General features: G+C 70.5%; 24 protein-coding genes. 13 read left to right on the top strand and 11 right to left on the bottom strand.

Annotated features, from left to right (window positions below; translation table 11 throughout):
* Positions 1–7: 7 nt before the first annotated feature.
* The 5 genes from GAK38_RS01425 to GAK38_RS01405 form a co-directional block, all read right to left on the bottom strand.
* The gene (locus GAK38_RS01425; RefSeq protein WP_325340784.1) at positions 8–1,930 is read right to left on the bottom strand and encodes a PrkA family serine protein kinase; all 1,923 of its coding nucleotides are present in this window, start codon (positions 1,928–1,930) and stop codon (positions 8–10) included.
* Between the two features lie 221 nt (positions 1,931–2,151).
* Positions 2,152–2,886: an ABC transporter ATP-binding protein gene (locus tag GAK38_RS01420; RefSeq protein ID WP_325340782.1), complete on the bottom strand. Its 735-nt coding sequence runs from the start codon at positions 2,884–2,886 to the stop codon at positions 2,152–2,154.
* On the bottom strand, positions 2,883–3,629 hold the full coding sequence (locus GAK38_RS01415; protein ID WP_325340780.1) for an ABC transporter ATP-binding protein: 747 nt from the start codon (positions 3,627–3,629) through the stop codon (positions 2,883–2,885). Before GAK38_RS01415 ends, GAK38_RS01420 begins: the two co-directional genes overlap by 4 nt.
* Positions 3,626–5,470, bottom strand: coding sequence for an ABC transporter permease (locus GAK38_RS01410; protein ID WP_325340778.1), 1,845 nt, complete (start codon positions 5,468–5,470; stop codon positions 3,626–3,628). The genes GAK38_RS01415 and GAK38_RS01410 overlap by 4 nt, the downstream gene beginning before the upstream one ends.
* A 70-nt stretch (positions 5,471–5,540) precedes the next feature.
* Positions 5,541–6,701: an ABC transporter substrate-binding protein gene (locus tag GAK38_RS01405; protein WP_325340891.1), complete on the bottom strand. Its 1,161-nt coding sequence runs from the start codon at positions 6,699–6,701 to the stop codon at positions 5,541–5,543.
* Between the two features lie 232 nt (positions 6,702–6,933).
* Here GAK38_RS01405 and GAK38_RS01400 point away from each other — a divergent pair, with 232 nt between their 5' ends.
* The 3 genes from GAK38_RS01400 (at position 6,934) to GAK38_RS01390 (ending at position 8,536) form a co-directional block, all read left to right on the top strand.
* Positions 6,934–7,110: a hypothetical protein gene (locus GAK38_RS01400; RefSeq protein ID WP_325340776.1), complete on the top strand. Its 177-nt coding sequence runs from the start codon at positions 6,934–6,936 to the stop codon at positions 7,108–7,110.
* Between the two features lie 98 nt (positions 7,111–7,208).
* Entirely contained in the window at positions 7,209–7,589 is a 381-nt protein-coding gene (locus GAK38_RS01395) for a hypothetical protein (protein ID WP_325340775.1), read from the top strand.
* A 173-nt stretch (positions 7,590–7,762) separates the two neighbouring features.
* Positions 7,763–8,536 (top strand): ferredoxin--NADP reductase, encoded by a 774-nt coding sequence (locus GAK38_RS01390; RefSeq protein WP_325340774.1) that lies wholly within the window; start codon positions 7,763–7,765, stop codon positions 8,534–8,536.
* 51 nt (positions 8,537–8,587) lie between these two features.
* Here GAK38_RS01390 and GAK38_RS01385 read toward each other — a convergent pair whose 3' ends face one another.
* Positions 8,588–9,535 carry a YihY/virulence factor BrkB family protein gene (locus GAK38_RS01385; RefSeq protein ID WP_325340772.1) on the bottom strand — a complete coding sequence of 316 codons (948 nt, stop codon included), beginning with the start codon at positions 9,533–9,535 and terminating at the stop codon, positions 8,588–8,590.
* Between the two features lie 189 nt (positions 9,536–9,724).
* Between GAK38_RS01385 and rpmH the strand changes: the two genes are divergently transcribed.
* The 5 genes from rpmH to mnmE all read left to right on the top strand — a co-directional run bounded on the left by rpmH (position 9,725) and on the right by mnmE (position 13,833).
* Positions 9,725–9,859 (top strand): 50S ribosomal protein L34, encoded by a 135-nt coding sequence (rpmH, locus tag GAK38_RS01380; protein ID WP_006299042.1) that lies wholly within the window; start codon positions 9,725–9,727, stop codon positions 9,857–9,859.
* Positions 9,860–9,917: 58 nt separating this feature from the next.
* Positions 9,918–10,367 carry a ribonuclease P protein component gene (locus GAK38_RS01375; RefSeq protein WP_325340743.1) on the top strand — a complete coding sequence of 150 codons (450 nt, stop codon included), beginning with the start codon at positions 9,918–9,920 and terminating at the stop codon, positions 10,365–10,367.
* 5 nt (positions 10,368–10,372) lie between these two features.
* A complete protein-coding gene (gene yidD, locus GAK38_RS01370; protein WP_325340741.1) occupies positions 10,373–10,672 on the top strand; it encodes a membrane protein insertion efficiency factor YidD in 300 nt (99 codons plus the stop codon).
* Positions 10,669–12,381 carry a membrane protein insertase YidC gene (gene yidC, locus GAK38_RS01365; protein ID WP_325340739.1) on the top strand — a complete coding sequence of 571 codons (1,713 nt, stop codon included), beginning with the start codon at positions 10,669–10,671 and terminating at the stop codon, positions 12,379–12,381. Before yidD ends, yidC begins: the two co-directional genes overlap by 4 nt.
* 69 nt (positions 12,382–12,450) lie before the next feature.
* Positions 12,451–13,833, top strand: coding sequence for a tRNA uridine-5-carboxymethylaminomethyl(34) synthesis GTPase MnmE (gene mnmE, locus GAK38_RS01360; RefSeq protein WP_325340738.1), 1,383 nt, complete (start codon positions 12,451–12,453; stop codon positions 13,831–13,833).
* Between the two features lie 15 nt (positions 13,834–13,848).
* Here the strand turns inward: mnmE and GAK38_RS01355 are convergent, their stop codons facing one another.
* The 4 genes from GAK38_RS01355 to GAK38_RS01340 all read right to left on the bottom strand — a co-directional run bounded on the left by GAK38_RS01355 (position 13,849) and on the right by GAK38_RS01340 (position 17,003).
* Positions 13,849–14,220, bottom strand: a complete 372-nt coding sequence (locus GAK38_RS01355; protein WP_325340736.1) for a hypothetical protein — start codon at positions 14,218–14,220, stop codon at positions 13,849–13,851.
* Positions 14,221–14,336: 116 nt separating this feature from the next.
* Positions 14,337–14,933 carry a flavin reductase family protein gene (locus GAK38_RS01350; RefSeq protein WP_325340735.1) on the bottom strand — a complete coding sequence of 199 codons (597 nt, stop codon included), beginning with the start codon at positions 14,931–14,933 and terminating at the stop codon, positions 14,337–14,339.
* A gap of 91 nt (positions 14,934–15,024) precedes the next feature.
* Entirely contained in the window at positions 15,025–15,540 is a 516-nt protein-coding gene (locus GAK38_RS01345; protein WP_325340733.1) for a hypothetical protein, read from the bottom strand.
* 41 nt (positions 15,541–15,581) lie between these two features.
* Complete coding sequence (locus tag GAK38_RS01340) at positions 15,582–17,003, bottom strand: hypothetical protein (RefSeq protein WP_325340731.1); 1,422 nt, start codon at positions 17,001–17,003, stop codon at positions 15,582–15,584.
* Positions 17,004–17,170: 167 nt separating this feature from the next.
* Here GAK38_RS01340 and GAK38_RS01335 point away from each other — a divergent pair, with 167 nt between their 5' ends.
* The 3 genes from GAK38_RS01335 to GAK38_RS01325 all read left to right on the top strand — a co-directional run bounded on the left by GAK38_RS01335 (position 17,171) and on the right by GAK38_RS01325 (position 20,199).
* Positions 17,171–18,424 carry a solute carrier family 23 protein gene (locus tag GAK38_RS01335; RefSeq protein ID WP_325340889.1) on the top strand — a complete coding sequence of 418 codons (1,254 nt, stop codon included), beginning with the start codon at positions 17,171–17,173 and terminating at the stop codon, positions 18,422–18,424.
* 135 nt (positions 18,425–18,559) lie between these two features.
* Positions 18,560–18,982: a hotdog fold thioesterase gene (locus GAK38_RS01330; RefSeq protein WP_325340729.1), complete on the top strand. Its 423-nt coding sequence runs from the start codon at positions 18,560–18,562 to the stop codon at positions 18,980–18,982.
* A gap of 272 nt (positions 18,983–19,254) precedes the next feature.
* Entirely contained in the window at positions 19,255–20,199 is a 945-nt protein-coding gene (locus tag GAK38_RS01325; RefSeq protein WP_325340727.1) for a CysB family HTH-type transcriptional regulator, read from the top strand.
* Between the two features lie 25 nt (positions 20,200–20,224).
* On the opposite strand, the gene GAK38_RS01320 is transcribed toward GAK38_RS01325, so the two are convergent.
* A complete protein-coding gene (locus GAK38_RS01320) occupies positions 20,225–21,001 on the bottom strand; it encodes an IclR family transcriptional regulator domain-containing protein (RefSeq protein ID WP_325340726.1) in 777 nt (258 codons plus the stop codon).
* Between the two features lie 131 nt (positions 21,002–21,132).
* Here GAK38_RS01320 and pobA point away from each other — a divergent pair, with 131 nt between their 5' ends.
* Both pobA and GAK38_RS01310 read left to right on the top strand, forming a co-directional pair.
* A complete protein-coding gene (pobA, locus tag GAK38_RS01315) occupies positions 21,133–22,308 on the top strand; it encodes a 4-hydroxybenzoate 3-monooxygenase (protein WP_325340725.1) in 1,176 nt (391 codons plus the stop codon).
* A 44-nt stretch (positions 22,309–22,352) separates the two neighbouring features.
* Positions 22,353–23,366, top strand: coding sequence for a Bug family tripartite tricarboxylate transporter substrate binding protein (locus GAK38_RS01310; RefSeq protein WP_325340723.1), 1,014 nt, complete (start codon positions 22,353–22,355; stop codon positions 23,364–23,366).
* Positions 23,367–23,369: the final 3 nt, after the last annotated feature.

Below are 23,369 nucleotides of genomic sequence, written 5' to 3'. Positions count from 1 at the left end.
CGAAACGTCATGAACTCTTGCGCACCCGCAGGTACCACTCGCAGAGCAGGCGCACCTGCTTGGGCGTGTAGCCCTTCTCGACCATGCGGTTGACGAAGTCTTCGTGCTTCTTCTGCTCGTCGGCGCTGCTCTTGGCGTTAAAGCTGATGACCGGCAGCAGTTCCTCGGTGTTGGAGAACATCTTCTTCTCGATCACCGTGCGCAGCTTCTCGTAGCTGGTCCACAGCGGGTTGTTGCCGTAGTTGTTGGCCCGCGCGCGCAGCACGAAGTTGACGATCTCGTTGCGGAAGTCCTTGGGATTGCTGATGCCCGCGGGCTTCTCGATCTTCTCCAGTTCCGCGTTGAGCGACGCGCGGTCGAAGATCTCGCCGGTGTCCGGGTCGCGGTACTCCTGGTCCTGGATCCAGTAGTCGGCATAGGTGACGTAGCGGTCGAAGATGTTCTGGCCGTATTCGGAATAGCTCTCCAGGTAGGCCGTCTGGATCTCCTTGCCGATGAACTCGGCATAGCGCGGGGCCAGCAGCTCCTTGATGTAGTTGATGTACTTCTGCTCGACCTCGGCGGGGAACTGCTCGCGCGCGATCTGCTGCTCCAGCACGTACATCAGATGCACCGGGTTGGCCGCGACCTCGGTCGAGTCGAAGTTGAAGACCTTCGACAGGATCTTGAACGCGAACCGCGTGGACACGCCGTTCATGCCCTCGTCCACGCCCGCATAGTCGCGGTACTCCTGGATCGACTTGGCCTTGGGGTCGGTGTCCTTGAGGCTTTCGCCGTCGTAGACCTGGCTCTTGCTGAAGATGCTGGAGTTCTCCGGCTCCTTGAGCCGCGTGAGCACCGAGAACTGGGCCATCATCTTCAGCGTGCCGGGCGCGCAGGGCGCGGCCGCGAGCGACGAGTTGCGCACCAGCTTCTCGTAGATCTTGACCTCCTCGGACACGCGCAGGCAGTACGGCACCTTGACGATGTAGATCCGGTCGAGGAAGGCCTCGTTGTTCTTGTTGTTGCGGAACGCCTTCCATTCGCTCTCGTTGCTGTGCGCGAGCACGACGCCGTCGAACGGGATGGCGCCGAAGCCCTCGGTGCCCTTGAAGTTGCCTTCCTGCGTGGCCGTGAGCAGCGGGTGCAGCACCTTGATCGGCGCCTTGAACATTTCCACGAATTCGAGCAGGCCCTGGTTGGCCAGGCACAGGCCGCCGGAATAGCTGTAGGCGTCCGGGTCGTCCTGCGCATAGGTTTCGAGCTTGCGGATGTCGATCTTGCCGACCAGGCTGGAGATGTCCTGGTTGTTCTCGTCGCCCGGCTCGGTCTTGGCCACGGCGATCTGCTTCAACACCGACGGGTAGCGCTTGACGACCTTGAACTGGCGGATGTCGCCGCCGTATTCCTCCAGCCGCTTGACGGCCCAGGGCGAGAGGATGCGGTTGAGGTAGCGGCGCGGAATGCCGTATTCCTTCTCGAGGATCGGGCCGTCCTCGTTGACGTCGAACAGGCCGAGCGGCGACTCGTTCACCGGCGAGCCCTGGGTCGCATAGAACGGCACCTTCTCGATGAGCTGCTTGAGCCGCTCGGCGATCGAACTCTTGCCGCCGCCCACAGGGCCGAGCAGGTAGAGGATCTGCTTCTTCTCTTCGAGCCCCTGCGCGGCATGCCGGAAGTACGACACGACCTGCTCGATCGCGTCCTCCATGCCATAGAACTCGCGGAACGCCGGGTAGATCTTGATGACCTTGTTGGCGAAGATGCGCGAAAGGCGCGGGTCGTTGCGCGTGTCGACGACTTCGGGCTCGCCGATCGCCGCGAGCATGCGCTCGGCCGCCGTGGCATAGGCCTGGGGCTCGCGCTTGCAGATGTCCAGGTATTCCTGCAACGAAAGAACTTCTTCGCGGGTGCGCTCGTACCGCGCGGCGAAATTGCTGATCACATCCATCCAACACCTCCATACATTCACGGGGCGCTGCGCCGCGGGCCGGCTGGAATGCCCGCGAGGCAGGACTGCTGTTCTCGGAGTCCAGTATGCAAGGACTGTGCCCCTGCCGCAACCGAGCCCCTGCTATTGGACTGCGATTGCGGCGCGGGAGTTTCAGGGTATCCGATGTCATCCGCACAAAGCGGTTTTACATATGCGGATCGCGCAATCGCGTGCTTTTCCTACACGCCCAGGAGTGTGACGCGCGCAGCCGTGGCACCCCGGAACGCGGCCATGGAGTCCGCATGGCGGACCTGGCCTTTTTCGAGCACGACGACCCGGTCGGCCACGCGTTCGGCGAAGCCCAGGTTCTGTTCGCACAGCAGCACGGCCACGCCGTTGCGCTTGAGCGCGAGGATGGCCTCAGCCATCTGCGCGACGATGAGCGGCGCGACGCCTTCCGACGGCTCGTCGAGCAGCACGAGGTAGGGGTTGCCCATCAGCGTGCGCGCTACGGCCAGCATCTGCTGCTCACCGCCGCTCATGCGGGCGCCAGGACGCGTGGGCATCTCGCCGAGGTTGGGAAAAAGCCGATAGAGCCGCTCGGGCGTCCACACCGGCACGGGCGTGCCGTCGGGCCATGCGCGCGGCGGCTGGCGGCCCACGTCGAGGTTCTGCGCGACCGTGAGGCCGGTGAAGACGCGGCGGTCTTCCGGCACGTAGCCCAGGCCGCGGCGCGCGGCCTCGAACGGCTCGCTGCGCGACAGGTCTTGGCCCATGAAGCGCACGCTGCCGCGGCGGCGCACCTCCAGCCCGATCAGCGCCTTCAGCGTGGTCGACTTGCCGGCGCCGTTGCGGCCCATGAGCGCGACCACCTCGCCGCGCCGCACGGCGATGTCGATGCCGAACAGCACCTGCGCGGCACCGTACCAGGCGTCGAGCCCGCGGGCCTGCAGCAGCACGTCGTCCATGGTCATGCCGCGCCTCCGAGATAGACGGACTGCACCTGCGCGTCGGCGCGCACCTGCGCCGGCGGACCTTCGGCGATCGTCCGGCCGCGGGCCAGCACCAGCACGCGGTCGGCATGGGCGAAGACCACGTCCATGCTGTGCTCGGTGAACAGCACGGCGATCTGCCGCGCGCTCGCGATGCGGCGCACCTGCGCCATGAGTTCGCCGCGCTCGGCCGGCGCCATGCCGGCCGTGGGCTCGTCCATCAGCAGCAGGCGCGGGCCGTGGGCCAGCGCCAGGGCCAGCTCCACGCGCTTGACGTCGCCATAGGCCAGGGCGGCGCAGGGCGCGTCGGCCTGCGCGCGCAGACCGGCCACATCGAGCAAGGCGAGCGCGTCGCCGCGCCGGTAGCCGGCCGCGCGGCGCCAGGGCGCCCAGGCCCGGCCGTCGGCCGACAGCAGCGCCATCTGCACGTTCTCGGCCACGGTGAGCGACCCGAAGGTCTGCGCGACCTGGAAGGTGCGGCCGACGCCCTGCCGCCAGACGGCGCGCGGCGGCAGGCCGGCGATCTCGCGGCCGGCGAGCCGCACCGAGCCGGCATCGGGCTTCAACTGTCCGCCGACCATGTTGAAGGTGGTGGACTTGCCCGCGCCGTTGGGCCCGATCAGCGCCAGCATTTCGCCGGCCGCGACCGCGAAGCCCACGCCATCGACCGCGAGCACGCCGCCGAAGGATTTGCGCAGGCCCCGGACCTCCAGCACCGCCGTCATCCGCGCCTGCGCGCCGCGAGCTGCTTGAACCCGCCGGCGATGCCCTGCGGGAACAGCAGCACCAGCAGCAGGAGGGTGCCGCCGAGCACGGCGCGCCGGTAGTCGGTGCTGCGCGCGATGCTGTCGTGCAGCCAGGTGAACACGGCCGCGCCCGCGAGCGGCCCGGCCAGCGTCTGCACGCCGCCGAGCAGCACCATCGCCAGCGCATCGACCGAGCGGCCGACCGACAGCGCCTCCGGCGAGACACCGCCCTTGGAGAACGCGAACAGCGCCCCGGCCACACCGGCGAACAGACCCGCCACCGCAAAGCCCATCCACTGCGTGCGCCGCGCGTCGATGCCGATGGCCTCGGCGCGCAGCGGTGCGTCGCGCACCGCGCGCAGCGCATGGCCGAACGGCGCGAACAGCAGCCGGCGCAGCGCCAGCACGCCGGCCGCGGTGCAGGCCAGCGCGAGCAGGTAGAACGCGCCCGGCGACTGCAGCCAGGCGGCCGGCCACACGCCCGTGAGGCCGTTGCTGCCGCCGGTGAACGCATCCCACTGGAAGCAGACGGCCCAGGTGATCTGCGCGAAGGCCAGCGTGAGCATCGCCAGGTACACGCCCGCGAGGCGCACGCAGAACCAGCCGCAGAGCAGCGCCGCCTCCATCGGCCAGCCGGCCGCGCGCACCAGCAGCGCCGCCGCATAGGCGCCGATGCCGAAGTAGGCCGCATGGCCGAACGAATGCATGCCGGCCGGCCCGATCAGGAAGTGCAGGCTGGCCGCGAACAGCGCGGCCACCAGCATCTCGGCGCCCAGCACCAGCAGGTAGGGCGACTGCGCAGCCGCCAGGGGCAGCAGTGCCAGCGCGACGAGCCCCGCGGCCCAGGCGATGCGCGCGCGCGGGCCGGCGCGGCGCAGCGGCGGCTCGGACCCGCCCGGCGCGCGCGGCGCGGGCTGCGGTTTGCCGCGCAGGCCCCAGGGCCGCAGCACCAGCACCACGGCCATGACGAGGAAGGCGGCCGCCAGCGTGAGCTTCGGAAACGCGACGGCCACGCCGAAGACATCCACCACGCCGAGCCAGATGCACAGCGCCTTGAGCTCGGCCACCAGCAGCGCGGCCGCGAAGGCGCCGCCGATCGAACCCATGCCGCCCACGACGACGACGACGAAGGCCGAGCCGATGGTGGCCAGGTTCATCTCCAGGCTGGCCGGCTCGCGCGGCAGCTGCAATGCGCTCGCCAGCCCGGCCAGCGCCGCGCCGAGCGCGAATACGCCGGTGAAGAGCCACGCCTCGTTGATGCCCAGCGCGCCGGCCATACCGCGGTCCTCGGTGGCGGCGCGCACCAGCAGGCCCCAGCGGGTGCGAACCAGCAGCAGGTGCAGGCCGAGCCAGACCAGCGGGCCGACGGCGATCAGGAACAGGTCGTAGACCGGAAAGCGCCGCTCCAGGATCCGCACCGCGCCTTCGAGGCCGGGCGCGCGCGGGCCCAGCAGTTCCCCGGGGCCCCAGTGCCAGAGCACCGCGTCGCGGATCACCAGCACCAGCGCGAAGGTCGCCAGCAGCTGCAACAGCTCGGGCGCGCGGTAGATGCGGCGCAGCAGCACGATCTCGACCGCCGCGCCGAGCGCGCCGCAGGCCAGCGCCGCCAGCGGCAGCGCGGGCCAGAAGCCCCGGCCCGCGCCCAGCGCCTCGGCCAGCGACCAGGCCGCGTAGGCGCCGACCATGAACAGCGAGCCGTGCGCAAAGTTGACGATGCGGGTGACGCCGAAGATCAGCGACAGCCCGACCGCCACGAGGAACAGCGAGGACGCGCCCGCCAGGCCGTTGAGCAGCTGGACGAGAAGAGCAGCAAGGTCCATAAGGATTTTGGGGGGGGTATATCCCCACAGTGCTCCAAGAATATGCACTGTGGACGAATACTCCCCTGATCTATTCCTTGCGCCAGGCCTTGATGTCGGCGTCGGCGGGCTGGAACTTCGCGCCGTCCTGGTACTTGAAATCCACCATCACGCCCTTGCCGCCGTCGTTCTTCGTGCGGCCGACGTAGGCGCCCATGGTGGACTGGTGGTCCTGGGCGCGGTAGACGATGGGGCCGAATGGCGTGTCCACGCGCAGGCCGCGGAAGGCGGCGATGAGCTTTTCGGTGTCGGCCGAGCCGCCGGTCCTGCGCAGGCCCGCGGCGATCGAGGCGATGGCGTTGTAGCCCACGACCGAGCCAGCGCGCGGATAGTCCTTGAAGCGCGCCTGGTAGGCGTCGAGGAAGGCGCGGTGCTCGGGCGTCCGGATGGCATACCAGGGGTAGCCGGTGACGATCCAGCCGTCGGGTGTCTCGGCCTTGAGCGTATCGAGGTATTCCGGCTCGCCCGACAGCAGGCTGACCACCGGCCGCTGCTCGAACAGGCCGCGCGTGTTGCCCTCGCGCACGAACTTGGCCAGGTCGGCCGCGAACAGCACGTTGAAGATCGCGTCGGGCTTGGCGTCGGCCAGCGCCTGGGCGACGCTGCCGGCATCGACCTTGCCGAGCGGCGCGGCCTGCTCGGCGACGAATTCCACACCCGGCTGGGCGGCGGCCAGCAGCTTCTTGAACGTGGCCGCGGCCGACTGGCCGTATTCGTAGTTCGGGTAGACGATGGCCCAGCGCTTCTTCTTCAGCGCGGCGGCCTCGGGCACCAGCATGGCGACCTGCATCCAGGTCGAGGGGCGCAGGCGGAAGGTGTAGCGGTTGCCGTTCTCCCAGACGATCTTGTCGGTCAGCGGCTCCGAGGCCAGGTAGAAGCGCTGCTTCTGCCGCGCGAAGTCGGTCAGCGCCAGCCCCACGTGCGACAGGAAGGCGCCGGTCAGCACGTCGATCTTCTCGCGGGTGTACAGCTCCTCGGCCGCGCGCACCGCGTCGCCGGGGTTGCCGTTGTCGTCGCGCACGACCAGCTCCAGCGGCCGCCCGCCGATGCCGCCGGCGGCATTGACCTGGGCCACGGCCAGCTCCATCCCCTTGCGGTAGGGTTCGAGGAAGGCTGGCTGCGCCTTGTAGCTGTTGATCTCGCCGATGCGGATCGGGCGGCCGGCGGCCGGCTGCGCACGGGCGGCCGGCACAGCCGCGGCCGCCGCAGCCAGCAGCAGGGAGCGTCGTGTCGTCTGTCTCAAGGAGAACCTCGCTTGTTGCATGGATGGGCATGCGCGGGTGGGACACCCTGCACGGGCGCTATTGCACCACGGGACACCGGCCGCGGCCGGCTGCGCCTCACGGATCGCCGCCGTCGGCCACGGCCTGGCCGGGGTAGGTCAGCGCGTCCGCGGCCAGGAGTCGCCGGGCCGCAGCAGCCCCATGACGGCCACGGCCAGCCCCTGCTGCGCACCGTTGACGGCCACATCCACCGTCTGGGGCTTCGTGGCTGCCTGCGGACCCGCGGGCGGTGCGGCGGCGGCGCTGGGCATCGGCCTGGCCGACCGGGTTCTCACCGTGCTGACGGCAGCCGGCGTGACGGCGGCGGTCGCGACCTAGCTGCTGTGGATGGCCCGCCAGGCCCTGCGCCGGCCGGCGGACCGGGCCCGGCGGAAGCGGCGCCCCAGGCGACGCTGCGGTCGGTCTGCCTGCGCGCCATGCTCAACAGCCTGCTCGATCCGCAGGCACTGCTGTTCTTCGCCGTCTTTCTGCCGCCTTTCGCCGGCCCCGGCAAAGGCCCGGTGGGGCAGCAGCTGGTCGTGCTTGGCGGCATCCGGGCCGCGCTGGGCACCGTGTTCCATACGCTGCTGGGCGAAGCGCCGCTCACGGCATTCGCCTCGGCCTCCACGCACCTGCAGGCCAAACGGCAGTTCCGCAGATGGTACGGCGGATACCACGTCGTGGTATCGAAAGTGGAGCGAGCATGCGGAGACGGGTCGCTGGAGCACTTCGTGCCCGACTCCCGGCGGCCGCGGACCGCGCTGATCCCGGGCGCAGAACGCGGCCCTGCGCAACCTTCATATAACCACATGCGCTAAGCAGCCGAGGCCTTCTCCGCGCGAGCGTGCGAAAATGCCGACCCTCGCGCACCGGCCGCCGGCCCTGCCGCGGACTGCTTCCAGCCAGCTGCCGCCGCCTTCCAGCCCTCTCGTTTCGTGCGCGCGCCGCGAGCCACCGTCCCCGTCGCCCACTTCCATCCTGCTGCCAGACCATGAGTGCCTTCAACGAAGAACGCGTCCTCTCCGTCCACCACTGGACCGACCGCCTGTTCTCCTTCACCACCACGCGCGACGCCTCGCTGCGCTTCTCCAACGGCCACTTCACCATGATCGGCCTGAAGGTCAACGGCAAGCCGCTGCTGCGCGCCTACAGCATCGCGAGTCCGAACTACGAGGAGCACCTGGAGTTCCTCAGCATCAAGGTGGACGACGGCCCGCTGACCTCGCGGCTGCAGCACATCCAGGTCGGCGACACGATCATCGTGGGCAAGAAGCCCACCGGCACCCTGCTGACCGACTACCTGCTGCCCGGCAAGCGCCTGTGGCTGCTGGGCACCGGCACCGGCCTGGCGCCCTTCCTGTCGGTCGCGCGCGACCCCGAGACCTACGAGAAGTTCGAGAAGGTCATCGTGGTGCACGGGGTGCGCCAGGTCGACGAGCTGGCCTACAGCAAGCTCTTCAGCGAGGACCTGCATGCGCATGGATTCCTCGGCGAGATCGTGAAGGACAAGCTCCTCTATTACCCCACGGTCACGCGCGAGCCGTTCCGCAACCAGGGCCGCATCACCGACCTGATCGAAAGCGGCAAGCTCGCGAGCGACCTCGGCCTGCCGCCGATCACCGCGGCCGAGGACCGTGTGATGCTCTGCGGCAGCCCGGCGATGCTCAGCGACCTCAAGCACCTGTTCGAGGCCCGCGGCTTCAAGGAGGGCAACACCACCACCCCCGGCGACTTCGTCGTCGAGCGCGCGTTCGCAGAGAACTGATCCTCCTTGGGGTATAGGCTGGAGGCGGGTGCCGGTCGCCCGCGTTAGCCTCTACCTCCGAGGGGTATCGAGCCACGCCTGTTTTCGCGCCCGGTGCAGCGCCTGCCCGTCCTCGAACGCGCGGGCGCAGGCCGCGGAGAACAGCACCACCGCGGCCGAGAAGTAGATCCACACCAGCACCACGACCAGCGAGCCGGCCGCGCCGTAGGCCGAGACGACCGCCGCGGTCGACAGGTAGATGGCCAGCAGGTGCTTGCCTGCGGTGAACAGCAGCGCACCCACGGTGGCGCCGCCCACCAGGTAGCGCAGCCGCGGATGCCGGCCGCCCGACAGCCGCATCAGCGCGGTGAACAGCGCGACGATGATCGCGATCGACACGCCCTCGTTGACCAGCCGCACTACGTCCTCCAGCATGAAGCGCGCGGTCGCCCAGCGCTCCACCACGGCCAGCACCGTCGTCACCACCAGCGACGCCAGCAGCAGGATGCCCAGCATCAGGATGTAGACCATGCCGCGCAGCCGCTGCCAGGCGCTGTACCACCACTTCGGCGCGGGCATCTCCGCGCGGCCGTGGTGCCACACGCGCTGGAAGCCGGCCTGCAGCTCGGCGAACACGCCGGTCGCGCCCGAAGCCAGCAGCACGAAGGCAATCACCGTCGCGGTGATGCCCTCCGACGGCGCCCGGGCGCTCTCCAGCGCCTGCTGCACCACCTCGGCGCCCTTGTCGCCGATCACCAGCCGGGCCTGCGCAACCAGGTTGCTGGCCACGAAGCTGCGGCCCACCCACCAGCCCAGCGTGGCCACCAGCAGCACCAGCATCGGCGCCAGGCTCAGCATGCCGTAGAAGGCCATGGCCGCGCTCATGCGCAGGCCTTCGGCATCGATCCACAGCTCGGTGGCCCGCACCGGCCACAGCTCCTGCAGGCGGCCCAGCACGGTGGCCGGGCGCGGCGCAACCCGCGTGACGGCGGGGGCGGACGGCCGGGACGGCGGCGGCATGGGCATGCCCGCATTGTGCCGCCGGCTCCCGTCGCGGTGGTCGGGCATTGCCATCCACCCATGGGGCTGCGATAATCGCGGATTTCCCTGAAAGCCGTTTCAGGGCAATGGGACGCGGGCCGCGCATGCGGACACCAACCCACGGGCCGCACGGAACCCCTTTCCCCGCTTTCTCCAGGAATATCGAACATGAAACGCACCTACCAGCCTTCCAAGATCCGCCGCGCCCGCACCCACGGCTTTCTCGTCCGCATGAAGACCCGCGGCGGTCGCGCCGTGATCAATGCACGCCGCGCCAAGGGCCGCAAGCGCCTCGCCGTTTGAGCCTTCCCGGCCGAACGCTGGCGCAGCGCGCCACGTGGTCCGGGCAGGATATGGCAGCGTGCACCGGCTGAAGACGCGACCGCAGTTCCAGGCGGCCATGGCGGGCGGCACGATCGCGCGCACGCCGCATTTCGCACTGCACCGCCTCCTGCTGGCCGACGGCGCCGCTGCCGCAGCAGCCTCCCCCTCCGATCCCGCGACAGGGCCCGGCTCCTTGCCACCGCAAGAGCCGCAGGCCCTGTTCGGCATGCCGGCCGTCTGGCTCGGCGCGCTGGTGCCCAAGCGCTGGGCGCGCCGCGCGGTCACGCGCAACGCGATCCGGCGGCAGATCCATGCGGTGGCGCACGAATACGAGGCCGGCCTCGCGCCTGCGGCCCACGTGGTGCGCCTGCGCGCGGCTTTCGACCGCACCGAATTCGTGAGCGCCCGCTCCGAACGGCTGCGCCTGGCGCTGCGGGAGGAACTGCACCAGCTGTTCCGCCGCGGCACCGCGGCGCCGAAGGGCTGAAAGCGATGCTGCGCCGCCTGCTGGTCGGACTGGTCCGCGGCTACCGGCTGCTGCTGAGCCCCTGGGTCGGCAGCGCCTGCCGCTTCGAGCCGACCTGCTCGGCCTATGCGATCGAGGCGCTGGAGCGCCACGGCGCGCTCGGCGGCAGCTACCTCACCCTGCGCCGGCTGGCGCGCTGCCAACCCTGCTGCGCCGGCGGGCACGATCCGGTCCCGGCGACAGCGGGGCTGTTTTCCCGGTGGGGGCTCTCGGCCGGCACGCGCTGTGCCGGCGAGCCTCCTTCCTCTCCCGAGAAGTCTTCATGAACGACATCCGCCGCACCATCCTCTGGGTGATCTTTGGCTTTGCGCTGGTCCTGCTGTGGGACAAGTGGCAGGTCCACAACGGCCACCAGGTCACGTTCTTCCCGGGCACGACGGCCAGTGCGCCCGCAGCGCCGGGCACGCCGGCCGCCCCGCCCGCCGCCGCAGGCGATGCCTCCGTGCCGACCAGCACGGCCGCCGCCAGCGGCGCCGCGCCGGCCCAGCCGGGCGCGATTCCGGACCCGGCCGCCGCGCCGGCCGCGACCGCGCATGAGCACACCACCGTCTCTAGCGACGTGCTGCGCCTGACCTTCGACAGCGAAGGCGCCACCCTGGTCCAGGGCGAACTGCTGACCCAGGCCGACTCTGCCGACCCGAAGCGGCCGGTGACCCTGTTCGACGAGAGCGTGCAGCGCGTCTACCTGGCCCAGACCGGCCTGATCGGCGGCAGCTTCCCGACCCACAAGACGGCCTTCACCGCCGTGCCGGGTCCGCGCACGCTCCAGGCCGGCGAGGACACGCTGACCGTTCGCTTCGAATCGGCCGACCTCGGCGGCGTCAAGCTGGCCAAGGTCTACACCCTGAAGCGCGGCTCCTATGCCGTGGCGGTGCGCCACGAGGTGACCAACACCGGCGCCGCGCCCGTGTCGCCGCAGCTCTACCTGCAGCTGGTGCGCGACGGCAACAAGCCGCCCGGAGAATCCTCGTTCTATTCCACCTTCACCGGCCCGGCGGTCTACACCGAGAGCCAGAAGTACAAGAAGATCGAGTTCAAGAACATCGAGAACGGCAAGGCCAGCATCGAGCACGAGGCCGACAACGGCTACGTCGCAATGGTGCAGCACTACTTCGCCTCGGCCTGGCTGCTGGCGCAGGGCGTCAAGCGCGAACTGTTCGTGCGCAAGGTCGACACCAACCTCTACGCCGTCGGCATGATCACGCCGCTGGGCGCCGTCAACCCCGGCGAGACCAAGACGGTCGACGCCCAGCTGTTCGCCGGCCCGCAGGAGGAAAAGCGTCTCGAAGCGCTGGCCCCGGGCCTGGAGCTGGTCAAGGACTACGGCTGGCTCACGATCCTGGCCAAGCCGCTGTACTGGCTGCTCGACCAGCTGCACAAGGTGCTGCACAACTGGGGCTGGTCCATCGTCGCGCTGGTGCTGCTGCTCAAGGCCGCGTTCTACTGGCTCAACGCCAAGGCGTATGCCAGCATGGCCAAGATGAAGGCGATCAACCCGCGCATCCAGGAGCTGCGCGAGCGGCTGAAGGACAAGCCGCAGCAGATGCAGCAGGAGATGATGCGCATCTACCGCGAGGAGAAGGTCAACCCGATGGGCGGCTGCTTCCCGATCATGATCCAGATCCCGGTGTTCATCGCGCTGTACTGGGTGCTGCTGTCGAGCGTCGAGATGCGCGGCGCGCCCTGGATCCTGTGGATCCGCGACCTGTCGGCACCCGACCCGTTCTTCATCCTGCCGGTGCTGATGACGCTGTCGTCGCTGCTGCAGACCGCGCTGAACCCCGCGCCGCCGGATCCGATGCAGGCCAAGCTCATGTGGATCATGCCGCTGGCCTTCAGCGTGATGTTCTTCTTCTTCCCGGCCGGCCTGGTGCTGTACTGGATCACGAACAACCTGCTGTCGATCGCGCAGCAGTGGATCATCAACACCCGCATGGGCGTGCCGCCGCAGTTCAACCTGCCGAAGTTCAGGTAGCCGGCGCCCCGGGGGTATACCTCGGTGGCGGGCGAGCCATAAGCGTTGCCAACGGATGGAGGCCAGAGTATGTTAGCCCGCCACCATGACCCCATCGCTGCCGTCGCCACCGCCCCGGGGCGCGGCGGCGTCGGCATCGTCCGCATCTCGGGCCGCGGCCTCGGCGGCCTCGTGCAGGCGCTGCTCGGCCGCACGCTACGCGCGCGCGAGGCGACCTACCTGGCGTTCAAGGACGGCGCCGGCCAGGCCATCGACCACGGCCTGGCGCTGCACTTTCCGGCGCCGCATTCGTACACCGGCGAGGACGTGCTGGAGCTGCAGGCCCACGGCGGGCCGGTCGTGCTGCAGCTGCTGCTCGCGCGCTGCCTCGAAGTCGCCGCCGGCGGCGTGCTGCCGGCGCTGCGCGTGGCGCGGCCCGGCGAATTCACCGAGCGCGCCTTCCTCAACGGCAAGCTCGACCTGGCCCAGGCCGAGGCGGTCGCCGACCTGATCGACGCGAGCACCGAAGCCGCGGCCCGCAGCGCCGGCCGCTCGCTCTCGGGCGCCTTCTCGCAGGAGGTGCATGCGCTGCGCGACGCGCTGGTGCACCTGCGCATGCTGGTCGAGGCCACGCTGGACTTTCCCGAGGAGGACATCGATTTCCTGGAGAAAGCCGATGCGGCCGGCCAACTGCACAGACTCCAGCAACTGCGCGACGGCGTGGCGCAACGCGCGCGCCAGGGCGCGCTGCTGCGCGAGGGCATCACCGTTGTGATCGCCGGCCAGCCCAACGCCGGCAAAAGCTCGCTGCTCAACGCGCTCGCGGGCGCCGAACTCGCCATCGTCACGCCGATCGCCGGCACCACGCGCGACAAGGTGACGCAGACGATCCAGATCGAAGGCGTGCCGCTGCACGTGGTGGACACCGCGGGCCTGCGCGAGAGCGAGGACACGGTCGAGCGCATCGGCATCGCCCGCGCCTGGGCCGAGATCGCCGCGGCCGACGCGGTGGTCTTCCTGCGCGACTTGACGCGCGCCGGCGACGCCGACGCGCAAGCGGCCGACGCGGCGATCGCCGCGCGGCTGCCGCGCGGCGTGCCCGTCGTCGAGGTCGGCAACAAGCGCGACGCCGTCGAAGGCGACCTGCCTGCGCCGGCCCAAGGCGGCCTGCACCTGTCGGCCCGCACCGGCGAAGGACTGGACGCGCTGCGCCGCCGGCTGCTGGACATCGCCGGCTGGCAGTCCGCGCCCGAGGGCATCTACATCGCGCGCGAACGTCACGTGCAGGCGCTCGCGCGCGCCGGCGAGCACCTGTCGGCCGCCGCGCTGCACCTGCATTCGACGGTGCCGGCGCTGGACCTGCTGGCCGAGGAACTGCGCCTGGCGCAGAACGCGCTCGGCGAGATCACCGGCGAATTCACGTCGGACGATTTGCTGGGGGTGATCTTCTCGAAGTTCTGTATCGGGAAGTAGGCGCGGGCGACGTGGTCAGCTGCCGGCCTTGTCCAGCCTGTGCGGCGTCCAGTCGTTGCCGGCGCGGGACTGCGCCTGCTGGATCAGCCCGTCGAGCACCTCGGCCGGCACCACTTCGGCGAAGCGCTCGCGCAGCGTCGCGTCGAGCGCCACCGTGCCGCCCTGCGGCTCGAGCGTGTCGCCCGTGGCCTCGGACGGCGTGGTCGTCTCGATCTCTTCGTAACGGGTGGCGAACCAGCGCCAGATGGCCGCCTTCTGCGCCGCCGGCTCGGCCGCGCGCAGCCAGCCGTCGTTCGGCTCGAAGCGCGGCGCGTTCACGTCGCCCGCCTCGGGCGGCAGTTCGATGTGGCGGCCGTCGGTGAGTTCGTCGCTGGCAATGAGGGTCATGGTCGGGCTCCCTGGATGGATCGATCGTCCTGCGATCCGTCGTTATGCGCCGGGCCCGCCTGCCGCGCTGTAGGAAGCCGCCGGAAATCGCGGTGGGCGCGCCCGGGCTCCGGCGTTCAGAGCATGCCCGGGCGGAACAGGCCGCGCCGGCTCACCGTGCGGCCCGCGACGACGAACCGGCCGTCCCCCGTGTAATGCACCGTGCGCGGATGCTTCGGCGTGCGGGCCACGTGCGCCTTGACCACTTCGAGGATGAAGAAGTCGTAGCGGTCGACCAGCGCATCGTCGTGCAGCCGGCATTCGAAGTTCGCATGGCATTCGGCCACCAGCGGCGCGTCGACCTCGCCGGCCGGCGCGGCGGTCAGGCCGAAGGCGGCGAACTTGTCCACCTCGGCGCCGCTGCTGTTGCCGACCTTGACCACCGTGTCCAGCAGTGCCATCGTCGGCAGGTTGATCACGCACTGGCCGCTGTCGCGCACCATGCGGTGGCTGTGGTTGGACGAGGCAATCACGCAGCCGACAAGCGACGGGGTGAATTCCATCACCGTGTGCCAGCCCATCGTCATGAGGTTGTCGCGGCCGCCGTGGCGCGAGGAGACCAGGACGATGGGGCCGGGTTCGAGGTAGCGGCGAACGTCGGCGACGGGGAAGTCGTGCTTGCGCGGCCCGGTGCGACGGCGCGCGGCGGAAGCGGCGGGGCGATCGGAGGGCATCGGACCATGCTAGGGCGGCTGGCGCGGGAGGTTGCGACACGACGTTGCATCCTGCGGGGCGCAGGCAGGCCGGCACCCGCCGCCGCCGCACTCATCCCGGCCGGCCGAACCCGCCTTCCACCCAGGCCCCGCCGGCGGCCGCCGTCAACCGGAAATCCGGTCGCACGCGCTCGCGCGCCACCTGCGCGCCGCTGGCATCCGTCGCGCTGAGCCATGCATGAGGGTCGTTCTCGTCGGGCACGATGTCCAGCGCCAAGGTGTAGCGGGCGCCGTCGGCAGCGGTGACGTCGAACTGCCGGTGCAGGCGCGCGTGCAACTGCTGCTCGTGGCGGCGGATGACTTCGCTGGCGGTCTTGACGAGCGTGTGGAAGGCCGGCGCGTCGAGCGGCTTGGGGTTCTTCTTGTCGCGGCCCATGGTCCACGGGCCGGTCAGCGCGGGTTCGGGGCCGCCGTCGCGGTGCATCTCGACGGCCCAGCCGTCGTCCTCCTCGTTCTTGACGATGCGGGCGCGCCAGCCGCTGTCGTGCCAGAGCAAGGCGGTGTGGATGGCGGCCGGGCTGTCGTCTGCGCCGGCGAATGCGTTGGGGTCGTCGATGTCAGGGGGCATGGGCCGATGGTAGTCGCCCGTCCCCGGGGCGGGTGCCGCGGTCACTGCCCGGCCGGGGCACTGCGCTGCCGGCGCGCGGGCGGGGGCGGCTTTGCATCGTCGCCGCCGAAGATGCGCCGCACCGTCTCGCCGATGCGCGCGCCCAGCGCCGTGCCGATGCCCGGCGCAATGGCGGTGCCCACGGCCGCGCCGGCGATGGCGCCCGGCGGCAGCGAGAGCGTGGGCTGGGATACCGTGCCGCCGAATTCGAGCGGCACGCCGACGACACCGTCCACCAGGTCCACCGCCACGTCGCCCTTGAGCCGCCGGTCCTGCACGACCGCGCTGCCGGTGGCGGTCAGCACGCCCGAGGTGGCCCGCAGGCCGCTGTAGCGCACGATGGTGCCGCCGCGGTCGGCCTGGGTGTCGACCGTGCCGTCGAGCCGGTCGAGCGGCGTGCTGCCGCCGCGCTGGCGCCCCGCGCTCTTGACGGCCTGCTCCAGGTCGAAGCCGCGCAGCGTCGCTGGCGCCATGTGGAAGCGGGTGCGGCTGTGCAGCGAGCGTGCCAGCGTGGCCGGGCCGTCGCCCTGCGCATCCAGGTCGGTGTGGCCGGCGGCCCGGCCGTCGACCAGCGAGCGTCGGCCGAAGGCGCCGAGCAGCTGCGGCACGTCCACGCCCTGGAAGTCCACCGCGCCGGTGATGCGCCAGCGCGGCCGGCCGCCGGGCGCGGTGCGGCCGCCGGCGGTGACTTCGGCGCGCCAGCGGTCGGCCTCGGGCGATTCGCGGGTCAGGACCAGGCGCGTGGGCGTGGCCGCACCCGGCCGCTCCAGCCGGGCGTGGCGCGGGCGCCAGCCGGTGTCGAAATCGGCCTCGCCCGCGTAGGCGAGCGCGCGGCCGCGCCGGCCGATCCAGCGCAGGTCGGTCCAGGCGGCATGCTCCAGCGGCACGGCCGCCAGCCGCAGGCCCCACGGCAGGCCGGCCGCGCCCTGCGGCAGCTGGATGCGGAAGGTGGAGAGCGTGCGCTGCGGCACGTTGGCGTTGTCGACCGTGAGTTCGGTCAGCGCGACCTCGCGCCGCCCGAGCAGCTGGGCCCAGCGCGCCCGGGCGGTGATGCGGGCGGCGGTGAGCGGACTGGTGGGCGACGGCGTGCCGGCCGTGGAGGCCGGGCCTGCCCCCTCGTCCTTGCCGTCGTCTTCGCCGTCTTCACCACCATTCCCCGCCCGCCCCGCGCCCTGCCCGGCCGCGCGCACGTCGGTCAGCACCAGCGTAGGCTGGGGCCGCAGCGTCCAGTGCAGCGCGCCGATGGTGACCGGCTGGCCGAGCAGGGCCGAAGCCTCGGCCTCCAGACGGCGCGCCAGTTCGTCGTCGCTGGGCAGCCACCAGGCGACGGCGCCCGCGGCCCCGGCGATCAGCGCGAGGACGATGCCGGCGGCGATCCAGCCGGCATGGATGCGGCGTTGGGGAGAGGGGGCGGGGGTCGGCACGGGCGCGGTGGAAGGCGGGAGGGAGCCGCAGGAGATCGTCCGCAAACTTACCCCGGGCCGAGTCTCTACACTCCCGCCCGTCACATCCCCTCACAAAACAGGAGCGCGCCGTGCCGCCAACAGAAGATCCGTCCCCACCGTCCACCCCCTTCGTCCGCTGGCGCGAGGTGCGGCCCGCGCCGGGCGCGGTCGTCGCGCCCGACGAGCGCCTGCCCTGGGGCCAGACCGCGGCGATGGGCCTGCAGCACGTGGTAGCCATGTTCGGCGCGACGGTGCTCGCGCCGATCCTCATGGGCTTCAACCCAAACCTCGCGATCCTGATGAGCGGCATCGGCACGCTGATCTTCTTCGCGCTCACGCGCGGGCGGGTGCCGAGCTACCTCGGGTCGAGCTTCGCCTTCATCGGCGTGGTGATCGCGGCCACCGGCTACGCGGGCCAGAGGCCGAACGCCAACACCGCCGTGACGCTCGGCGGCATCGTGGGCTGCGGCGTCGCCTACGTGCTGATCGGCCTGCTGGTGCAGGCCGCCGGGACCGGCTGGATCGAGCGCTTCATGCCGCCGGTGGTGACCGGCGCGATCGTCGCGGTGATCGGCCTGAACCTCGCGGCCGTGCCGGTCAAGAACATGGCGCAGGGCAACTTCGACGCCTGGATGCAGGCGCTCACCTTCCTGAGCGTGGCCGCGGTGGCGGTGTTCGCGCGCGGCATGCTGCAGCGGCTGCTGATCCTGGCCGGGCTGGTGCTGGCAACGGTGTTCTATGCACTGCTGACCAACGGCCTGGGGTGGGGCCGGCCGGTGGACCTGTCGGGCGTGGCCGCGGCGGCCTGGTTCGGCCTGCCGGTCTTCACCGCGCCCGCGTTCAGCGCCCACGTGCTGCTGCTGATCGTGCCGGTGGCGGTGATCCTCGTGGCCGAGAACCTGGGCCACCTGAAGGCGGTGACGGCGATGACCGGCCGCAACCTCGACCCCTACATCGGCCGCGCCTTCATCGGCGACGGCGTGGCGACCATCGTCTCGGGCGGTGTGGGCGGCACCGGCGTGACCACCTATGCCGAGAACATCGGCGTGATGGCCGCCACGCGCATCTACTCGACCGCGGTGTTCGTGGTGGCCGCGGCCATCGCGGTGCTGCTGGGCTTCTCGCCGAAGTTCGGCGCGGTGATCCAGGCGATTCCGCTGCCGGTGATGGGCGGCGTCTCGATCGTGGTGTTCGGCCTGATCGCCATCTCGGGCGCCAAGATCTGGGTCGACAACCGGGTCGACTTCTCGCGCAACGACAACCTCGTGGTCGCGGCGATCACGCTGATCGTCGGCACCGGCGACTTCACGCTGAAGTTCGGCGACTTCGCGCTCGGCGGCATCGGCACCGCGACCTTCGGCGCGGTCATCCTCTGGGCGCTGCTGGGCAGGCGCGGCTGATACTCCTCGGTCTGGGGTCTTCTAGCGCGCGTTTTCTCGGCGCTACAGGGGTATACCCCTGAGTCGCACAGGTGGCTGCACGGCCTGCCGCAGCTGCCGACAATGGCAGCCCTTCGACCCTGAAACAAGAACGCCATGCCCATCTGGACGCAGCCCATCAGCATCGACCTCCTCAACGCCTCGGGCGCCGACACCGCCATCAGCCACCTGGGCATCGAGATCGTGGAGATCGGCGACGACTTCCTGCGCGGCCGCGTGCCGGTGGATGCCCGCACCCGCCAGCCCTACGGCCTGCTGCACGGCGGCGTCTCGGTGGTGCTGGCCGAAACGCTGGGCTCCATCGGCGCGGTCTATTCGGTGCCGCCAGGCCACCGCGCCGTGGGGCTGGACATCAACGCCAACCACCTGCGCGCCGTGACCAGCGGTTGGGTGACCGGCACCGCGCGCCGCGTGCATGCCGGCCGCACCACCCAGGTCTGGCAGATCGACTTGGCCAACGAGGCAGGCCAGCTGACCTGCGTCTCGCGCATCACGATGGCCGTGCTCGCTCCCCGCTGAGCCCCCCGCCGCGCGGCGCATATCCATGCTCCGCATTCTTCGTTCGCCAGTCCCGGGGCGGCACCTACATTGGCGCCCATTCCCGCCCATTCCCGCCCATTCCCGCCCATTCCCGCCCATTCCCGCCCGTCAAGCCCGCCGCTGCAGCCGCCGCGGCGGGCTGTCGTGCGTCCGGCAAAGATAATTGAGCCATATCAAACCAACGATTCGGTCGTTTGAGGCATAAGAGGCCCGTCTAATAATCTGTTTGGTTATTTGGAAAGCGGTTTGATATGAACTTTCAGCAATTGCGCTCCGTCCGGGAGACCGTGCGCTGCAGCTTCAACCTGACGGAAGTGGCCAACGCGCTGCACACCTCGCAGCCCGGCGTGAGCCGGCAGATCCGGGAGCTGGAGGAAGAACTCGGCATCGAACTCTTCGTGCGGGCCGGCAAGCGGCTCACGGGGCTGACCGAGCCCGGCGGCCACGTGCTGCCGATCATCGAACGCATCCTGCTCGACAGCACCAACCTGCGCCGCGCCGGCCAGGAGTTCGTGGCGCAGCAGAGCGGCAAGCTGTCGATCGCGGCCACGCACTCGCAGGCGCGCTATGCGCTGCCCACCGCCGTGCAGGAGTTCCGCTCGCACTTTCCCAACGTCAAGCTCAACCTGCACCAGGGCTCGCCCAAGCAGATCGCCGAGATGCTGCTGTCGGGCGAGGCCGACGTGGGCATCGCCACCGAGGCGCTGACGCAGTACGACGACCTGGTCGCCCTGCCCTGCTACCGCTGGACGCATTCGGTGATCGTGCCGCCGGGCCATGCGCTGCTGGACGAGCCGCTGACGCTGGCGCGCCTGGCCGAGTACCCGCTGATCACCTACGACATGGGCTTCACCGGCCGCTCGCACATCGACGAGGCGTTCGCGCACCAGCACCTGTCGCCCAACATCGTGCTGAGCGCGATGGACGCCGACGTGATCAAGACCTATGTGGAGCTGGGCCTGGGCGTGGGCGTGGTGGCCTCCATCGCCTACGAGGCCGAGCGCGACCTGCAGCTGCGCGCCATCGACGCGGGCGCGCTGTTCGGCATCAACCTGACCAAGCTCGCGGTGCGCCGCGGCAGCTACCTGCGCGGCTACGTCTATGCGTTCATCGAGTCGTTCGCGCCGACGCTCACGCGCGCCGTGGTCGAGCAGGCCCTGAGCGGTACATCGAGCAGCTCGCTCTACGACATCTAGTGCCCGCCGATGCGGCACGCTGCGGCTAGAGCAGCGTGCGCATCTCGCGTGCGGCTTCGATCAGCACTGGCAGGTAGTCCCGCTGCAGCTGGACGTCGTCGGCCGGCGCGCCGGCACCGAAGACCACGTTCAACGCGGCCACCGCGCGGCCTTCCATGTTGCGCAGCGGAACGGCCAGCGCCTTCACGCCGAGCTCGTGTTCGTCGCGGGCCAAGCACCAGTCGTTGCGCCGCGCCTCGGCGATCTGGCGGCGCAGGTCGGCGATGCGCGTGGTGGTCGTGGTCGTCAGCCGCGCCAGGGTGCGCCCCGCCAGCCAGGACCGCAAGGCCACCGGCTCCATCACCGCGAGCAGCATGCGCCCCGTGGATGTGGCATGGGCCGGCAGCCGCGCGCCCAGGTGCAGCCCGTAGGCCGTGACCCGCTGCGGCGCCCCGTACACGCCGCTGCGCGCCACGATGACCACCTCGTCCTCGTCCAGCACCACGGCCGAGAAGGATTGCTGCGTGGCCGCGGCCAGCTGGTTCAGCGTGGGCTGCACCACGCGTGGCAACCGCGCCGAAGCGAGGTAGCTGCCGGAGAAGCGCAGCACCTTGGCCGACAGCCAGAAGTAGCTGCCGTCGGTCTCCAGATAGCCCAGGTGGGCCAGCGTGAGCAGATGCCGCCGGGCCGCGGCGCGCGTGAGGCCGGCGCGCTGCGCCGCCAGCGTGGCGTTGAGCCGCTGGCGCTCAGTGTCGAAACTCTCCAGCACGGCCATGCCCTTGTCCATGCCCGCGGTGAAATCCGCCGCTGCCATTGCCGCCATGCGCCACGTCTCCTTTGCGCGGTGATCGCGCAACGCATCCGATATTCGCACAGAACCCGCCGTTTCTTGCTTTGCATCAAACGGCCGCCGTCCTATCGTGCGGCGCATAGATTCACAACGGAGACACGATCGTGCGGACCCCCATCGCAATCATCGGCGCCGGCCCGGCCGGCCTGCTGCTCGGCCAGCTGCTGCATACGGCCGGCATCGACAACGTGGTCATCGAACGCCAGACCGCCGAGCACGTGCGCAGCCGCATCCGCGCCGGGGTGCTGGAGCAGACGACCCTCGACCTGCTCGACCGGGCCGGCGTCGGGCGCCGCGCCCGCGAGGAAGGCCTGCCGCCCGACGGCATCGAACTGCTGTTCGAGGGACGGCGCCACCGCATCGACCTGCACCGGCTCTCGGGCGGCAAGCGGGTCATGGTGTACGGGCAGACCGAGGTGACGCACGACCTGATGGAGGCCCGCGCCGCGGCCGGCCTGACGTCGGTGTACGGGGCCCAGGACGTGCAGCTGCACGATATCGACGGACCGCATCCGTCGGTTAGCTTCTTCCAAAACGGACAGCGCACGACGCTGCAGTGCGATTTCATCGCCGGCTGCGACGGCTACCACGGTGCCAGCCGGCGCGCGGTGCCCGCCGCTGCGCTGCGCACCTACGAAAAGGTCTATCCCTTCGGCTGGCTCGGCGTGCTCGCGGATGTGCCGCCGGTTTCCGACGAACTCATCTATGCCCATACGCCGCGCGGCTTCGCGCTGTGCAGCATGCGCAGCGCGACACGCAGCCGCTACTACCTCCAGGTGCCGGCGGAGCAGAAGGTGCAGGACTGGACCGAAGCGGCCTTCTGGGACGAGCTGCGCCTGCGGCTGGACCCGGAGGCGCGCGAGCGGCTCGTCAGCGGGCCGGCGCTGGAGATGAGCATCGCGCCGCTGCGCAGCTTCGTCGCCGAGCCGATGCGCTTCGGCCGGCTGTTCCTGGCCGGCGACGCGGCCCACATCGTCCCGCCGACCGGTGCCAAGGGGCTGAACCTGGCGGCCTCGGACGTCGGCTTCCTGTTCGACGCCCTGACCGACCACTACCGCGAGCACAGCACCGCCGGCATCGACCACTATTCGCAGCGCTGCCTCCAGCGCGTCTGGCGGGCCGAACGCTTCTCGTGGTGGTTTACCTCGCTGATGCACCACTTTCCGGAGACCGGCGCGTTCGGCCAGAAGCTGCAGGAGGCGGAACTGGGCTATCTGGTCGGGTCCGAAGCCGCCGCTGCCGCACTCGCAGAGAATTACGTCGGCCTGCCACTGGCCTGAACCGCCTCGCTTCCCACCACAAAAGATTCGACAGGAGACACACCATGACCCATCCATTTCCTTCCCTCTCGGCTGCATGGACCCGGCGCCGCCTCATGGCCGCCGCAGGCCTGCTGGCGGCCCCGGCCCTGCATGCCCAGCCGGCCGGCGGCAGCGGCTTTCCGGGCAAGCCGGTGCGCATCATCACGCCGTTCCCGGTGGGCGGCGGGCCCGACGGCACGGCCCGCGTCCTGGCCGACCGGCTGTCGCGCACCTGGAACCAGCCGGTGCTGGTGGACAACCGGCCCGGCGGCAACGGCTTCATCGCCATCGAGGCGTTCAAGCGCGGCGCCAAGGACGGCACCGACATCATTCAGCTCGACAACGTGCACCTCGCGGCCTACCCGGCCCTCTTCAAGAAGCTGCCCTACGACGTGAACGCGGACTTCGATCCGCTGGTGCCGCTGTTCCGCACCTATTTCTTCATCACGGTGGCTGCCAACAGCCCCTACAAGACGGCCGGCGACCTGATCGCCGACGCGCGGGCGCGGCCGGGGCAGCTCAACTACGGCTCCTGGTCCATCGGCAACCCGGTGCACCTGGGCTCCGAACTGCTGGCCGCGCAGACCGGCACCCAGATGCAGCACGTGGTCTACAAGGAGACCACGCAGCTCTACACCGCAGTGGCCAACGGCGAGCTCAGCTTCGCGCTGGGCACCAGCGGCACGGCCGGGCCACTGTTCCGCGCCGGCAAGGTGCGGTTGCTGGCCGTGGCGGCGCCCCGGCGGGTCGCGGGCTTCGAAAGCGTGCCGACCGTGGCCGAGTCCGGTGGCCCGGCCAACTTCGTGGTAAGCGGCGGGAACGTGCTGGCCGTGCCGCGCGGGCTGCCTTCCAGCGTGACCGGCACACTGCGCCGCGACATCGCCCAGGCGCTGGACACGCCGGCCGTGCACGAAAAGTACGCCAGCTTCGGCTACGAGTCCTTCCCGCAGACCCCCCAGCAGTTCGCGGCCTTCCTGCAGGACGAGCAGAAGCGCTTTGGCGACGTGATCCGCAACGCGCGGATTGCCGTGGACTGAAAG

The sequence above is a fragment of the Xylophilus sp. genome (assembly GCA_009914555.1).
Taxonomy (GTDB): Bacteria; Pseudomonadota; Gammaproteobacteria; order Burkholderiales; family Burkholderiaceae_C; genus WNDY01.
The sequence above is the reverse complement of the archived record's forward strand: the minus strand, read 5'-3'. Positions and strand labels throughout refer to the sequence as shown.

Excerpts from the sequence above, each read along its gene's own strand:
- GAK38_RS01325 (WP_325340727.1), top strand. The coding sequence starts at position 19,255 with ATGAACTTTCAGCAATTGCGCTCCGTCCGGGAGACCGTGCGCTGCAGC.
- GAK38_RS01415 (WP_325340780.1), bottom strand. The coding sequence starts at position 3,629 with ATGACGGCGGTGCTGGAGGTCCGGGGCCTGCGCAAATCCTTCGGCGGC.
- GAK38_RS01320 (WP_325340726.1), bottom strand. The coding sequence starts at position 21,001 with ATGGCGGCAATGGCAGCGGCGGATTTCACCGCGGGCATGGACAAGGGC.
- GAK38_RS01425 (WP_325340784.1), bottom strand. The coding sequence starts at position 1,930 with ATGGATGTGATCAGCAATTTCGCCGCGCGGTACGAGCGCACCCGCGAA.
- GAK38_RS01310 (WP_325340723.1), top strand. The coding sequence starts at position 22,353 with ATGACCCATCCATTTCCTTCCCTCTCGGCTGCATGGACCCGGCGCCGC.
- GAK38_RS01355 (WP_325340736.1), bottom strand. The coding sequence starts at position 14,220 with ATGACCCTCATTGCCAGCGACGAACTCACCGACGGCCGCCACATCGAA.
- GAK38_RS01385 (WP_325340772.1), bottom strand. The coding sequence starts at position 9,535 with ATGCCGCCGCCGTCCCGGCCGTCCGCCCCCGCCGTCACGCGGGTTGCG.
- GAK38_RS01350 (WP_325340735.1), bottom strand. The coding sequence starts at position 14,933 with ATGCCCTCCGATCGCCCCGCCGCTTCCGCCGCGCGCCGTCGCACCGGG.
- GAK38_RS01345 (WP_325340733.1), bottom strand. The coding sequence starts at position 15,540 with ATGCCCCCTGACATCGACGACCCCAACGCATTCGCCGGCGCAGACGAC.
- GAK38_RS01395 (WP_325340775.1), top strand. The coding sequence starts at position 7,209 with ATGCTCAACAGCCTGCTCGATCCGCAGGCACTGCTGTTCTTCGCCGTC.
- rpmH (WP_006299042.1), top strand. The coding sequence starts at position 9,725 with ATGAAACGCACCTACCAGCCTTCCAAGATCCGCCGCGCCCGCACCCAC.
- yidC (WP_325340739.1), top strand. The coding sequence starts at position 10,669 with ATGAACGACATCCGCCGCACCATCCTCTGGGTGATCTTTGGCTTTGCG.
- GAK38_RS01400 (WP_325340776.1), top strand. The coding sequence starts at position 6,934 with ATGACGGCCACGGCCAGCCCCTGCTGCGCACCGTTGACGGCCACATCC.
- GAK38_RS01330 (WP_325340729.1), top strand. The coding sequence starts at position 18,560 with ATGCCCATCTGGACGCAGCCCATCAGCATCGACCTCCTCAACGCCTCG.
- GAK38_RS01410 (WP_325340778.1), bottom strand. The coding sequence starts at position 5,470 with ATGGACCTTGCTGCTCTTCTCGTCCAGCTGCTCAACGGCCTGGCGGGC.
- mnmE (WP_325340738.1), top strand. The coding sequence starts at position 12,451 with ATGTTAGCCCGCCACCATGACCCCATCGCTGCCGTCGCCACCGCCCCG.
- yidD (WP_325340741.1), top strand. The coding sequence starts at position 10,373 with ATGCTGCGCCGCCTGCTGGTCGGACTGGTCCGCGGCTACCGGCTGCTG.
- GAK38_RS01390 (WP_325340774.1), top strand. The coding sequence starts at position 7,763 with ATGAGTGCCTTCAACGAAGAACGCGTCCTCTCCGTCCACCACTGGACC.
- GAK38_RS01420 (WP_325340782.1), bottom strand. The coding sequence starts at position 2,886 with ATGACCATGGACGACGTGCTGCTGCAGGCCCGCGGGCTCGACGCCTGG.